Genomic DNA, 11971 nt, shown 5'->3' on the forward strand with positions numbered 1-11971 from the left:
CCTCAAGTGATCTTGAACACCGTCCGCACCGTCTTGCCGCCGGCCTTGTGCTCATAGGCGGCCCACTGCTTGATGCCTTTGACCAGCACCTCCGAGCTCACGTCGCGCACCACCTTGCCGGCCTTGCGCTGGGCTGTCACCCAGTCCTGGATGTGGGGGTAGAAGGTGCCCTCGGGGCCGCTGGGGATCAGCAGGTGTTTGCCGGCCACTTGGCCGGCGGGGGTCACGGTGAGTTCGGTGGCGGGCATGGCGGCTTGATGGGGGGCGGGAGGTGAGGAGAGGTCGCCATTCTAGGGGCGGCCGCCAGTCGGTCGCCAGTCGGCCGCCTTGTGTCGCAAACCCTTCAATCACTTCAAAAGTGTCATGCCGAGGGCGCCAGCCCGAGGGCGGAGCGGGCTGAGTGTCGCTGGGGCAGGGGGGCTTTGTGCGCTTTGTCGTTGGCACCAAATCTGCAAAGAGGGGCTACCCACCCCACCGCCGTCAGGAGTGCCCCATGTCCGTCTCGCTCAAAGCGAAAATCGCCGAAGTGTTCGAAGAGCCCGGTTGCGACAAGAACCAGGGCAAGAGTGAGAAAGAGCGCAAGAAGGGCTGCACCAAGCAGCTCTCGCCCGGCGCCGCCGCCGGTGGCTGTGCGTTTGATGGCGCCAAGATCGCGCTGCAGCCGATTGCCGACGTGGCCCACCTGGTGCATGGCCCGATCGCCTGCGAGGGCAACTCGTGGGACAACCGGCATTCGGCCTCGTCGGGCTCGCAGATCTACCGCACCGGCTTCACCACCGACATCCATGAGCTCGATGTGATCTACGGCGGCGAAAAACGCCTGTTCCGCAGCGTGCGCGAGATCATCGAGAAGTTCGACCCCCCGGCGGTGTTTGTGTACCAGACCTGTGTGACGGCGCTGATCGGTGACGACATCGAGGCCGTGTGCCAGCGCGCCAGCGCCAAGTTCGGCAAGCCGGTGATCCCGGTCAACGCGCCGGGCTTTGCCGGCCCCAAGAACCTGGGCAACAAGCTGGGCGCCGAGGCCCTGCTCGACTACGTGATCGGCACCCGCGAGCCCGAGTACACCACCCCGCTGGACATCAACATCATCGGTGAATACAACCTGGTGGGCGAGCTGTGGCAGACCCGGCCGCTGCTGGAGGCCCTGGGCATCCGGGTGCTGTCGTGCATCTCGGGCGATGGCCGCTACAACGAGATCGCCAGCGCGCACCGGGCCAAGGTCAACATGATGGTGTGCTCCAAATCGATGATCAATGTGGCCACCCGCATGGAGCAGCGCTACGGCATTCCGTACTTCGAGGGCTCGTTCTACGGCATCAGCGACATGAGCGACACCCTGCGCCAGATCGCCACGCTGCTGGTGCGCCAGGGCGCCGATGCCGAACTGCTGGAGCGCACCGAGCGCCTGATCGAGGTGGAAGAGGCCCGGGCCTGGAAGCGCATTGCCAGCTACAAGGCCCGCCTGAGCGGCAAGCGGGTGCTGCTGATCACCGGCGGCGTCAAGTCGTGGTCGGTGGTGTCGGCCCTGCAAGAGGCGGGGCTTGAGATCGTGGGCACCAGCGTCAAGAAGAGCACGCGCGAAGACAAGGAAAAGATCAAGGAGATCATGGGCGACGACGCCCACATGATCGACGACATGACCCCGCGCGAGATGTACAAGATGCTGCGCGAGGCGCGGGCCGACATCATGCTGTCGGGCGGGCGCTCGCAGTTTGTGGCCCTGAAGGCGCGCATGCCCTGGCTCGACATCAACCAGGAGCGCCACCACCCCTATGGCGGCTACGAAGGCATGGTGGAGCTGGTGCATGAGATCGACCGGGCCCTGTTCAACCCGGTGTGGCAGCAGGTGCGCATCCCGGCGCCCTGGGGCGACGACGGCGAGACCCTGGGCGCGGTGCCGGCCAGCACCAACGGTCCTGATGCGGCCCTGGCCAGCGCTGCGGCCTTGCCCGGCCCCACGCCCGAACCCCTGCCCACGGCGGCGCACCAGTACCTGAGCGATGTGGCGGCCCAGTCGCTGGGCCTCAGCGCCGAAGAGATTCCGGTCTGAGGCCTACCACGCTTGCCTGCCTTTCTGCCCGCCAGCCCACCCCATCCACCCAGCCGGAGAGCCCCACCATGGCCAAGGTCGTCGAGTCGAAGAAAGCCTGCACCGTCAACCCGCTCAAGATGAGCCAGCCCCTGGGGGCCAGCCTGGCCTTTCTGGGCCTGGCCGACTGCATGCCGGTGATGCACGGCTCGCAGGGCTGCACCTCGTTCGGCCTGGTGCTGCTGGTGCGCCACTTCAAAGAGGCCATTCCGCTGCAGACCACGGCCATGAACGAGGTGACCACCATCATGGGGGGCTACGACAACCTGGTCACGGCCCTGCTCAACATCCGCAAGCGCGCCGCACCGCGTCTGATCGCCATTTGCTCCACCGGCCTGACCGAGACCAAGGGCGACGATGTGGAGGGCTTTCTGGTCACCGCCCGCCAGCGCCACCCCGAGCTGGCCGACACCGAGATCGTCTATGTGTCCACGCCCGACTACGTGGGCGCCTTTGAAGACGGCTACCGCCTGGCCCTGACCGGCCTGGTGCAGCAACTGGTCAAGCCCCTGCCGGTGCAGCCCCGGCAGGTGACGCTGTTGCCCGGCAGCCACCTCTCACCCGGCGACATCGACGAGCTGCGCGAGATCATCGAGGCCTTTGGTCTGCAGCCCATGGTGCTGCCCGATCTGTCGGGCTCGCTGGACGGCCACATCGCCCCCGACTGGCGCGGCACCACCCTGGGCGGCACCAGCCTGGAGGACATCCGTGCCACCGGGGCCTCGGCCTTCACCCTGGGCGTGGGCGAGCAGACCCGGCAGGCGGCCCAGGCCCTGCAGGCCATCGCTGGCACGCCTTTCGAGGTGTTCGAGCGCCTGACCGGGCTGGAGCCCAACGACCGCCTGCTGCTGCGCCTGTCCCAGGTGTCGGGCCAGCCTGTGCCGGCCCGCCTGCGTCGCCAGCGCAGCCAGTTGCTCGACGCCATGCTCGACGGGCACTTCTACACCGGCGGCATCAAGGTGGCTCTGGGGGCCGAGCCCGACCTGCTGCTGGCCGTGGGCGCCTTGCTGCACGAGATGGGCGCCGAGCTGAGCGTGTGCATCAGCACCACCGCGTCCCCCGCCCACGCCCTGCTGCCCGCTGCCGAAGTGCTGCTGGGCGACCTGGAAGACCTGGAGCGCCTGGCCGTCGATTGCGACGTGCTGATCACCCACTCGCACGGTCGCCAGGCGGCCGAGCACCTGGGCAAGCCGCTGTGGCGGGTGGGGTTTCCGATGTTCGACCGGGTGGGCAACTCGCACCGGCGCATGGTGGGCTACCGCGGCACCATGAACCTGATCTTCGAGATCGCCAACCTGATGATCGAGCACCTGCCGCACCACCACGCCGGCGACTGGCCCCTGAGCCCCGAGGCCCAGCGCGCGGCCAGCCGCTCCCCGACCAGCACCGCAGCCCTCGCCTCGATCGCGCTCGACGCCCATCAGGCGGCACCGCCGGCCCAGGCCTGCAGCTTCTGAGCCCCGTCCATTGCCTCTCTCTGAAGAACAGGAGTACCCCATGAAAGTCGCCTTCGCCACCCAGGACAAGGTCCGCGTGGACGCCCACTTTGGCTGGGCCAAAAGCATCCTCTGCTACGACGTGACGCCCGAGGGCTCGCGCTTTGTCGAGGCCTTCGACTTCGACGGCAAGCTCGAGGAAGACGGCGACGAAGACAAGCTGGCCCCCAAGCTCGAAGCCATCAAAGACTGCGCCATCCTCTACGTGGCCGCCATCGGCGGCTCGGGCGCGGCGCGGGTGGTGGCGTTGAAGATCCACCCGATCAAGGTGCCCCAGCCCGAGGTGATCGACGAGATCCTGCTCAAGCTGCAAGACGTGCTCAAGGGCACGCCGCCGCCCTGGCTGCGCAAGGCCATGACCAAAGACCAGCCTCGCGCCCACGATTTTGATGACGAACTTGATGAGGTCCAACATGGCTGATGCCACCACTTTCACCCCCACCCCCAAGCTTGACGCTGCGGCGCCCGCCGAGCTGCCTGCCGGCACCGACGATGCGGCCTTTCTGGCCCAGCCCTTTGTGCAGCAGCTGATCAAGCAGCTGCGCGCCCAGGACACCCATGGCGCCTGGGACGGCAAGACCGACCTGCAACTGCTGCGCCCCTACATCCTCACCCCCGAAGAGCGCCGGGCCCTGCCCATCCTGGGCGACCCCGATCCCGAGATCCTGTGGCGGCTCGACATCTTCTACAACGCGATCGCCGTGGCCATCGAGCGCGAGACCGGCCAGATGGTGTCGCCCATGATGAAGATGAGCCACGAGGGCTTTGGCCGCATGGTGCTGCTGGCCGGCCGCCTGGTGGTGGTCAACAAGCAGCTGCGCGATGTGCACCGCTTCGGCTTTCCGTCGCTGGCCAAGCTGGCCGAGGCCGGCGGCAAGTTTCTCGACGAGGCCATCACCATGATCCGCACCTACCCGGCCGTGGCCCAGTACGGGGCCTGACGCCGCAACCACCCCCTATCAGACGTTTTGACCATGACCACGCCCGACCCCCGCGCCGACGAGCTCAAAGCGCGCATCAAGAAGCTCAACGCCCAGGCCACCCAGGCCAAGATGGATCTGCACGATCTGTCGGAAGACCTGCCCACCGGCTGGGAGCGAATCCTTGAGGTGGCCCAGCGCTGCCACCGTGCCCACGCCGACCTGATGGAAGCCCGCCGCGAGGCGGCCCAGGCCACCTCCTGACCCTGCCCGGAGCCCACCATGAGCGAACACTTTCAGGTCACCCTGCCCAGCGGCGCGCAATGGACCCCGACCTTTGTGGCCAGCCTCGACGAGGCCAAGTGCATCGGCTGCGGCCGCTGCTTTCGCGTCTGCCCGCGCGGCGTGCTGGAGCTGGTGGGGCTGGACGAAGACGGCGAACGCATCCACCTGGCCGGCGATGACGACGACGAAGACGACGAGTACGAGAAAAAGGTGATGACCATCGCCCACCAGGAGCTGTGCATCGGCTGCACCGCCTGCGCCAAGATCTGCCCCAAGAAGTGCTACACCCACGCCGCCGCCCCGGTGTGAGCCCAAGCAAAACAAGCCGGGCCCACGCATGAGAACCCCCCGCACCCTGCTGCTGTCGTGCGCCAGCGCCGACCCGCTGGAGCCCGCCGCCCTGGCCCTGGCCGGCGTGCTGGGCCAGGCCTGGCAAACCCACGGCCTGGCGCTGCTGCCCCTGAGCGGCCTGGGCGCCGAGCCCACCCGGCTGGCGCTGCAGCGCTGGTTCCCGGGCGCCGACCACCTGCTGGGCCTCGACTGGCCCGCCCTGGCCCAAGCCCACCGCCCCGAGCCCCGGCAAGACGAGGTGGACGACCTGCTGGCCCTGCTGCGCGAGCACATGGCCCTGGCCGCCGGCACCCCCGCCGAACGCGAGGCCGTGGCCCACGCCATCGCCTGCGCCTGCCTGGGCAACAACCACCTGTGGCAAGACCTGGCACTGCCCTCCCGCGCCGAACTCTCGGCCTTGATCGCCACCTGGTTCCCCACCCTGGCCGCGCTCAACCACCAGAACATGAAGTGGAAGAAGTTCTTCTACAAACAGCTTTGCCTGCGCCATGAGCTGTTCATCTGCCGCGCGCCCAGCTGCGCGGTGTGTGCGGATCAGGGGGTGTGTTTTGGGCCGGAGTAGGGGGGTTAGCGGGCATCGCCTGCGTCGTGGTCGTACACATCGCGGAATACCAGCATCTCGGGCAGCCGCGTTTCGGCAGTGCCAGGGAAGCCACACCGATCGGCGAAGCACGGCGCCTCTTTGAAGGTGCCGAACAGCCGATCCCAAATCGTGAGGTCACCGAAGTTGTAGCGGTGCACCCCCAGTTGATGGTGTACCGAATGGTGCTCAGGGCGCTGAATGAACCAGCCCAGCCACATCGGAGTGCGGATATTGGCGTGGTAGAAGTATTCGCCAGCCGCGCCAAACAATGATGTCCAGGCCCCCGCAAGCGCAGTGCCGCCAAAGACGAAGTAGATGAAGAAGCTTGCAATGATCGAGTCTGCAGCGATCTCGACAGGGTGCTTGTAGAAGGAGGTCAGCACCTCAAGTCGGCTGGGGCTGTGGTGGATCTGATGAAAGATGAGCCAGAAGCCCTTGGCGTGTCGCAGACGATGCCACCAATAAAAAATGAAGGTGCCCACGAACCAGTAGAAGAAGCCTTCCAGCATGGGGCTTGACCAGGCACCGAGATCAAACAAGGCATGTTCCCGGAAGAACCGGTTCCAGATCAAGCCACCTGCGCCGATCAACCCCAATTGCATCAGATTCATCAAGGCGGCACGCAGGTGCCAACCCGGTACTTGGGGCAACGCGCGGCCGGGTCGGATCCGCTCCAGGACCATGAATGACAAGGTCATCAGGCAGATCAGGATGACCGGTACGGCTTGATCAAACAGTTGTGGCGGCAACAGGGAGTGCATGGTTTATCGTCCTGGCAACTTATATTATTAAGCTGCGGAGCCTGGGTTAAATTGAATGAATTTGAAAATGATTGAAAGATGTTGGCTGCCTTGATTTATCAAAATTTATATGAAAAATACGTATAAATTAATAACGCAAATCCAATTATAAATAAATACAGGTCTTTCAGTAGATATATTAAAATGGGTGCGCTCCAAAGTAGGGCGGTCCAGTGATCTTGAGTGCGGTAAATGATGATGGCCGCCAATATGTAGAATATCGGTATTGCTGATATTTGGAGAAAATGTTTATTTCAAGATGTTGTATTGGTTTTGTGGTCACAGCCAAAATCCATATTGAGATGACCGAAATAATGGTATTTCGTTGTTTCATTTGTCGTCACCTCCGAATTGAATGGTGGTGTCGAAGCCTCCTGCCATAGGGCGCGGTCTTTCGCCCACTCGGTTGCCGAGGTGGGCCCTGCATCAGCTGTTTCTACGGCTCATCACTCGCCAGCGAGAGTTATTTGTGAAAACAGCCGGGCAGTTGGTACACCGCAGCGCATCGGCCTTGACGCCCGCGCCACATTGCTCGCACCAATGATCGTGATCCTGCCTGCGGGGCGTGGGCTTTGGTGGGTACACGTGCAAACAGAACAGCACAAAGGCAAGTGCCCAAGGCCCCTCATCCAGCATGAAGCCGCCGAGGGGGATTCCCGCCAAAACGATAAAGAAACCGCTGATTTCGTAGAGGAAGCTACCCAAAATCAGCCAGCTCAAGATCTTGAAGCACAGCTGCCAGTCACTCAAACGAGCAAACAGCGCAATCAACAAAAAAGCAGATATCGATAGAGCAACCATAAAGGCCTTGAAAAATATCGCCAGAAAATGCACCTGAAAGTCGCCCTCATCCAGGTGCTCCGTCCAGGTATCCCCTTGCTGAGCGGGTGGAATTCACCCCGAACCAATAGGGCAGCGAGTGGGTGAAAGCCGATGGGGCCTATCTCTGAGGGGTGACCAGGGTGGACGCGGGTAGGCGCTAGGGATTGACTGGCCGCAGAGTTCACCCCAGCAGGTATGCGAATCACCAAGCCTCAGGCTGGTCCACCGATATTGCGTCAAGGCCTTGTCTCTTGGCAATCGGAAGGTCTGGGCGCAAGCTGGTGCAAAGAGGCGATGCGCCCCGAACGATTCGCACAAAAGGCGCTCGAGTTGGCTCAACAAAGCTGCAAGCGTTGCGGCAAGGTCGGGCAACGTCTCGATCAAACAAAGCGTGTGCCTGTCCGGCGCATCAGAGCCGAGTGTGGTCTGAGGCACATTTTCTATATCCGCCATGCGGATTCCTCCCTGACTCACTGCGCCGAACTCAATGCGCGGCTCGCAGTTTCATTGTTTTATGACGCTATGGTACAGGCTGTGGTCCGTGGATCTCGACCTGGCCAATATTTCGATCAGACCCGCATGGAGTCGGGTTTAAATTCGCGACCAGTGCAGATCCAAACCAGCGCACTGACTCCGATTTACACTTGGTGCCTTGGCCTTCACCTCCCTATTTGCTAGTCACCTGGTACGAGGCTGGAGAACAGCCAGGAGCGGTCGCGGTAAGAGCGGTCCAATGCGCGTCTCGGCCGAGCGGCGGGTGGCTGCTTTGTCGGAATCTTTTATGTCTGTATGTTCATACAGTACATCGCTCTAAGGCGTTGACTATGAAAGACATTCAAGCGTTCTACCCGCAGTGTGGAACCGCTAGCGCTCTACAAAGTTTGCAGAAATACGGGATACATCAAAGGTAGACAGCAGGTAGCTAATGTTCCATTTTCCAGCGCTTCACACATCCCGACTCAATCTGCGTGAGATCGTGGAATCGGATGCGGAGAATATCCGTCAAATTCACGGTGACGCCGAGTACATGAGATGGTTCGGATCGGATCCCGTTCTCGATCTTGAAGGCGCCAAGAAGTTGATCGCAACGTTTGCCAGTTGGCGGAAAGAGCCGGTTTCCGGTGCACGTTGGGCCATCGAGTTGAGGGGCCAGCCAGGCCTGATCGGTACGTGTGGCTTGTTTCGCTGGAATCGAAACTGGAGGTCCTGCATCATCGGTTACGAAATTGCTCCGGCGCATCAGGGCCGTGGATACGTGAAAGAAGCTGCAAATGCCATCATCGCCTGGGGTTTTCGAGAGATGCAGTTGAATCGAATCGAGGCCCAGGTGCACCCCGACAACGCGGCGTCCATCGCTTTACTCGAGGCGTTTGGGTTTCCGCAGGAGGGGCGGCAGCGGGAGGTTGGGTACTGGGCGGGCCGGCACCACGACCTTCTGCAGTACGCGCTGCTCAATGCGCAGTGGAGTACAGAAAATGCGGCATAGTCTTTTGCTGCATAGGGTGGCTTCGCCCACTGCTGCGCATGCGCGTTGAGCGTCTGTTCTCGAGCCCGCCCGGTGACGTCTATTGGCCCAAAGCAGCTAATACTGTAGGGATGGACGTAGCCCAGTACCGATGCTGTCATCACTGGTTGAGACCAATTTTGTACATGATTGATACCGAGTCCAATTGCTTCACTTCCTTTGAAATGGACCTCACACGACTCGCTTCCACCAATACATGTTCGCTGTCTATCCAACGAATTTTCGGGACTTCGATCGTGTTGCTTTGAGAATATCGAAAAACTAGATTCTTTGAGGTCGGCAAAAGCCCTGTTGGATGTATGTAAACATAGGTAGCTATTGAGGCAGTTGGGGGTGAGCAAACGGTTGTGTGGCCCGATATGCTCATCCCCGCAGGACCTGGGTTAGAAAATTTTTCAGCATGCATGCAGTCAGAATTTTCCTCACCTTGAGGGTCATTTATTCCAAAAACCAGGGCGAGGCAAAAAGAAATAAATGCCGCAAGAATGAACGTTCTACGAAGTACGTGATTCATCAACTAACGATCTGAAAAAGCCATCAAAAACTCTACAGTTGGGTTGGTCGACTGAATGTCAACTATTGGCTGGATTCTGACCCCCAACCAAGATTGCTGGCAGGCCCGAAGCAGAAGCGTTCACCCATTCTGATCACTCAGCACTGCCTTTCCCACTCCGCTCCAAGAGCCTCTTGAGTTGCTCCGCTGAAACCCGGCTCCACACATGACCACACGCCGTGCCGGCCCTGAACTGCTGCCCATTTTCAAGGGCGACGGATCATTTGAACGCCAGAGGCTTGAGCCCGCTCGGGTAGAAATAGCTCGTGGCGCCATCGTCGGCGGAAGGGAGCAAGTGACCTTCAACGGTCTCGTGAGATTGGCATGCCGGGCAGGTGATCATGGTGGTGATGAAACCTGAGGTGTAAGAAGGGGCGGTACAGGGAAGGACAGGCGATGCCGAGGAGGGCGCCGGCGCGCGCATCAGCCGATCAGGGCCGCTGTTGTTTCATGCGCTTCCAAGACCTACCCGATCGGTCTTGGCCATCCTATCAGGCCCTTTCCATCGGGGTTCGGGCGACGGCCTGCGGGGCGCCGTGATGCGGTGCTGTCACCCCAGCCGCTGGAGCCAGGCACACAGCTTGCAATGCCTCATCAACCTATGTAATTGACTACATAAACGCGACAAGCCCTGTGCCAATCCTGACAAAGCCGACACGCCATGAACGCCTCCGCACCCCAACACACCGCCACGCCCCATGAACGCACCGGCCTGCCAGCAACCCCCGGCGCGGCTGCCGAGGGGCCCAGTGCGCGCTACCTGCCCTGCTCGCGTGCCTGTTACCAGACCCTGGTGTGGCCACGGGGGGCGGCTGGCACGGCTGGCAGTGGCCGTGGCGGTGGGGGCTGGCAGGGCGATCCCGACCCGCCGGCCGGCTCGTTGCACCAGCGCCTGCCCCAGCTGCCCCAGCCGCCCCACCGGCTGCTGGCCTTGTGCAATGAACAGGGGTTGCGCCGGCTGGTGGCCCTGCACATGGCGCGCCTGCGCAACACGCCGCTCTTTGCCCAGGCCGGGCCGTGTTTTGATTGCGTGGCGCAGCGCGTGGCCGATTTTGTGGTCGAGTCTTGTGGCGGGCCGCTGTATTACAGCCAGCGCCACAGTCGGTTGCAGGCCGGCTATGGCCTGCCTCTGCTGCTCGACCCGCCGGGGCGCGAGCTGTGGCTGGTGCAGCTTTGGCACGCCATGGACGACGCGGGCCTGGCGCCCGCCCTGCGGGCCGATTACTGGAACTGGGCCGAGCCTCTGTCGGTGCACCTGCTGGCCCCACAGGCGCGCCACGCCGGGCTCAGCCGCTACCCGTACGACATGGTGCGCAGCTGGTTTCTCAACACGGCCCCCTTGGATGCCTGAGCGGCGCGGTTCTTGCGGAATAGCCGCCGTGTCCGATGCTTGATTGCTCTTGGCGCCCTCCAGGGTCGGGTAGCGCGTTGGCGCGTGCCTGGCGGCTGCCATGGCTTGAATTTCAGAAAGTCTGCCTGTGTTGTCTTTGTCGCAAATGTCGTCTTTGTCGCTCACGCCGGGCTTCACCCGCCTGGGCGTTTTCCTCAACGTGGAAGACCCGCACCACGACCCGGCCGGCGCCTTGCATGAGCTGGTGAACACGGCCGTGGCGGCCGAGGTCCAGGGCTACGAATCGGTTTGGCTGGCCGAGCATCACCACAACGGCTTTGCCATCGGCAGCGCCCTCACGGTGTTGCTGGGCCACATTGCGGCGCTGACCACGCGGATTCGGCTGGGCACCGGGGCAGCCCTGCTGCCCTTGAACGACCCGGTGCGCATCGCCGAGCAGGTGGCCACGCTGGACTTGCTGAGCCAGGGCCGCATCGAGTTTGGCGTGGGGCGGGGCGGGCCGTTTCCGGAGCAGTACCGCCAGGTGGGCCTGGCCTCGGCGGATGAGGCCCGGGCCCATCTGCATGAGGCGCTGGCGCTGATCCGGCGCCTGTGGGCCCCCGCACAGAGCGGGGCGGACGGCGAGGGCGGCGTCGACTTTGCGGGCCGCTTCTACCGGGTCAGAGGCCTGCGGCTTGAGCCCAAGCCGCTGCAGCGATCGGTGCCGGTGTGGCTGGCCAGCCTCAGCCCTGACTCTTGCGAACTGGCCGCTGAGCATGGCGACGGCCTGATGGCCACGCCTTCGTCCGATCTGGCGCAGGTGGCCCAGGTGGTGCAGGCACAGCGCGCCCGGCAGGGTGACTTGCGCTTTGCGATCGCGCGCTTCTTTCATTGCGAGGCCGACCCTGGCCAGGCTCTGGCGCGTGGCCTGGCCGGGGTGCGCGCCTACCCGTTGGAGATGGGGGTGCAGTTTGCGCCGGGCAAGCGCCCACCCATGTTCGAGCCTGACGCGTCTGACGAGGTGATTCTGGCCAACGCCGTGATCGGCGACCCGGCCCAGTGCCTGGCCCAGGTGCAGCGCCTGCAGGCCTTGTTGGGCCCGCACCTGTTGCTGCTCAAGCCCGCCGCCCATGAGCCCGCCCAGGCCCGCGCGGCGCTGGGCCTGTTCATGTCGGAAATGCGACAAAAAGGCCTGGCCCAGTGATTGCTCTGTC

At 63.1% G+C, this 11971-nt stretch carries 14 protein-coding genes; 11 read left to right on the forward strand and 3 right to left on the reverse strand.

Annotated features, from left to right (window positions below; all coding sequences use genetic code 11):
• Positions 1 to 2 precede the first annotated feature (2 nt).
• Positions 3 to 248 (reverse strand): hypothetical protein, encoded by a 246-nt coding sequence (locus L880_RS0107000; protein WP_019572780.1) that lies wholly within the window; start codon positions 246 to 248, stop codon positions 3 to 5.
• 245 nt (positions 249 to 493) lie between these two features.
• Between L880_RS0107000 and nifE the strand changes: the two genes are divergently transcribed.
• The 7 genes from nifE (at position 494) to L880_RS0107035 (ending at position 5706) form a co-directional block, all read left to right on the forward strand.
• Positions 494 to 2053 carry a nitrogenase iron-molybdenum cofactor biosynthesis protein NifE gene (gene nifE, locus L880_RS0107005; RefSeq protein ID WP_027475063.1) on the forward strand — a complete coding sequence of 520 codons (1560 nt, stop codon included), beginning with the start codon at positions 494 to 496 and terminating at the stop codon, positions 2051 to 2053.
• A 68-nt stretch (positions 2054 to 2121) separates the two neighbouring features.
• A complete protein-coding gene (gene nifN / locus L880_RS0107010) occupies positions 2122 to 3549 on the forward strand; it encodes a nitrogenase iron-molybdenum cofactor biosynthesis protein NifN (protein WP_027475064.1) in 1428 nt (475 codons plus the stop codon).
• Between the two features lie 40 nt (positions 3550 to 3589).
• Entirely contained in the window at positions 3590 to 4009 is a 420-nt protein-coding gene (nifX, locus tag L880_RS0107015; RefSeq protein WP_027475065.1) for a nitrogen fixation protein NifX, read from the forward strand.
• Positions 4002 to 4529, forward strand: a complete 528-nt coding sequence (locus L880_RS0107020) for a NifX-associated nitrogen fixation protein (protein ID WP_019572784.1) — start codon at positions 4002 to 4004, stop codon at positions 4527 to 4529. The genes nifX and L880_RS0107020 overlap by 8 nt, the downstream gene beginning before the upstream one ends.
• Before the next feature lie 33 nt (positions 4530 to 4562).
• Positions 4563 to 4772, forward strand: a complete 210-nt coding sequence (locus L880_RS0107025) for a CCE_0567 family metalloprotein (protein ID WP_027475066.1) — start codon at positions 4563 to 4565, stop codon at positions 4770 to 4772.
• Positions 4773 to 4790: 18 nt separating this feature from the next.
• Positions 4791 to 5102: a ferredoxin III, nif-specific gene (gene fdxB, locus L880_RS0107030; protein WP_027475067.1), complete on the forward strand. Its 312-nt coding sequence runs from the start codon at positions 4791 to 4793 to the stop codon at positions 5100 to 5102.
• A gap of 28 nt (positions 5103 to 5130) precedes the next feature.
• Positions 5131 to 5706 carry a nitrogen fixation protein NifQ gene (locus L880_RS0107035; protein ID WP_027475068.1) on the forward strand — a complete coding sequence of 192 codons (576 nt, stop codon included), beginning with the start codon at positions 5131 to 5133 and terminating at the stop codon, positions 5704 to 5706.
• A gap of 5 nt (positions 5707 to 5711) precedes the next feature.
• On the opposite strand, the gene L880_RS0107040 is transcribed toward L880_RS0107035, so the two are convergent.
• Positions 5712 to 6488: a sterol desaturase family protein gene (locus L880_RS0107040; protein ID WP_084461086.1), complete on the reverse strand. Its 777-nt coding sequence runs from the start codon at positions 6486 to 6488 to the stop codon at positions 5712 to 5714.
• 465 nt (positions 6489 to 6953) lie between these two features.
• Positions 6954 to 7361 (reverse strand): C1 domain-containing protein, encoded by a 408-nt coding sequence (locus L880_RS0107045; RefSeq protein ID WP_027475070.1) that lies wholly within the window; start codon positions 7359 to 7361, stop codon positions 6954 to 6956.
• 913 nt (positions 7362 to 8274) lie between these two features.
• Here L880_RS0107045 and L880_RS0107050 point away from each other — a divergent pair.
• From L880_RS0107050 to L880_RS31850, 4 genes are all read left to right on the forward strand, one after another.
• The gene (locus L880_RS0107050) at positions 8275 to 8835 is read left to right on the forward strand and encodes a GNAT family N-acetyltransferase (RefSeq protein ID WP_027475071.1); all 561 of its coding nucleotides are present in this window, start codon (positions 8275 to 8277) and stop codon (positions 8833 to 8835) included.
• A gap of 758 nt (positions 8836 to 9593) precedes the next feature.
• A complete protein-coding gene (locus tag L880_RS35495; RefSeq protein WP_157462660.1) occupies positions 9594 to 9788 on the forward strand; it encodes a hypothetical protein in 195 nt (64 codons plus the stop codon).
• Positions 9789 to 10088: 300 nt separating this feature from the next.
• On the forward strand, positions 10089 to 10778 hold the full coding sequence (locus tag L880_RS31845) for a globin family protein (protein ID WP_027475072.1): 690 nt from the start codon (positions 10089 to 10091) through the stop codon (positions 10776 to 10778).
• 145 nt (positions 10779 to 10923) lie between these two features.
• Positions 10924 to 11961 carry an LLM class flavin-dependent oxidoreductase gene (locus L880_RS31850; protein ID WP_043328808.1) on the forward strand — a complete coding sequence of 346 codons (1038 nt, stop codon included), beginning with the start codon at positions 10924 to 10926 and terminating at the stop codon, positions 11959 to 11961.
• The last annotated feature ends 10 nt before the right edge of the window (positions 11962 to 11971 follow it).

Origin of the sequence: Curvibacter gracilis ATCC BAA-807 (assembly GCF_000518645.1) — a bacterium.
In the GTDB taxonomy this organism is placed as follows: domain Bacteria; phylum Pseudomonadota; class Gammaproteobacteria; order Burkholderiales; family Burkholderiaceae_C; genus Curvibacter; species Curvibacter gracilis.

Bases quoted from the DNA above. Each gene is read 5' to 3' on its own strand.
- L880_RS0107025 (WP_027475066.1), top strand. From the start codon at position 4,563: ATGACCACGCCCGACCCCCGCGCCGACGAGCTCAAAGCGCGCATCAAG.
- fdxB (WP_027475067.1), top strand. From the start codon at position 4,791: ATGAGCGAACACTTTCAGGTCACCCTGCCCAGCGGCGCGCAATGGACC.
- L880_RS0107050 (WP_027475071.1), top strand. From the start codon at position 8,275: ATGTTCCATTTTCCAGCGCTTCACACATCCCGACTCAATCTGCGTGAG.
- nifN (WP_027475064.1), top strand. From the start codon at position 2,122: ATGGCCAAGGTCGTCGAGTCGAAGAAAGCCTGCACCGTCAACCCGCTC.
- L880_RS31850 (WP_043328808.1), top strand. From the start codon at position 10,924: ATGTCGTCTTTGTCGCTCACGCCGGGCTTCACCCGCCTGGGCGTTTTC.
- L880_RS0107040 (WP_084461086.1), bottom strand. From the start codon at position 6,488: ATGCACTCCCTGTTGCCGCCACAACTGTTTGATCAAGCCGTACCGGTC.
- L880_RS0107020 (WP_019572784.1), top strand. From the start codon at position 4,002: ATGGCTGATGCCACCACTTTCACCCCCACCCCCAAGCTTGACGCTGCG.
- nifE (WP_027475063.1), top strand. From the start codon at position 494: ATGTCCGTCTCGCTCAAAGCGAAAATCGCCGAAGTGTTCGAAGAGCCC.
- L880_RS31845 (WP_027475072.1), top strand. From the start codon at position 10,089: ATGAACGCCTCCGCACCCCAACACACCGCCACGCCCCATGAACGCACC.
- L880_RS35495 (WP_157462660.1), top strand. From the start codon at position 9,594: ATGACCACACGCCGTGCCGGCCCTGAACTGCTGCCCATTTTCAAGGGC.
- L880_RS0107000 (WP_019572780.1), bottom strand. From the start codon at position 248: ATGCCCGCCACCGAACTCACCGTGACCCCCGCCGGCCAAGTGGCCGGC.
- nifX (WP_027475065.1), top strand. From the start codon at position 3,590: ATGAAAGTCGCCTTCGCCACCCAGGACAAGGTCCGCGTGGACGCCCAC.
- L880_RS0107035 (WP_027475068.1), top strand. From the start codon at position 5,131: ATGAGAACCCCCCGCACCCTGCTGCTGTCGTGCGCCAGCGCCGACCCG.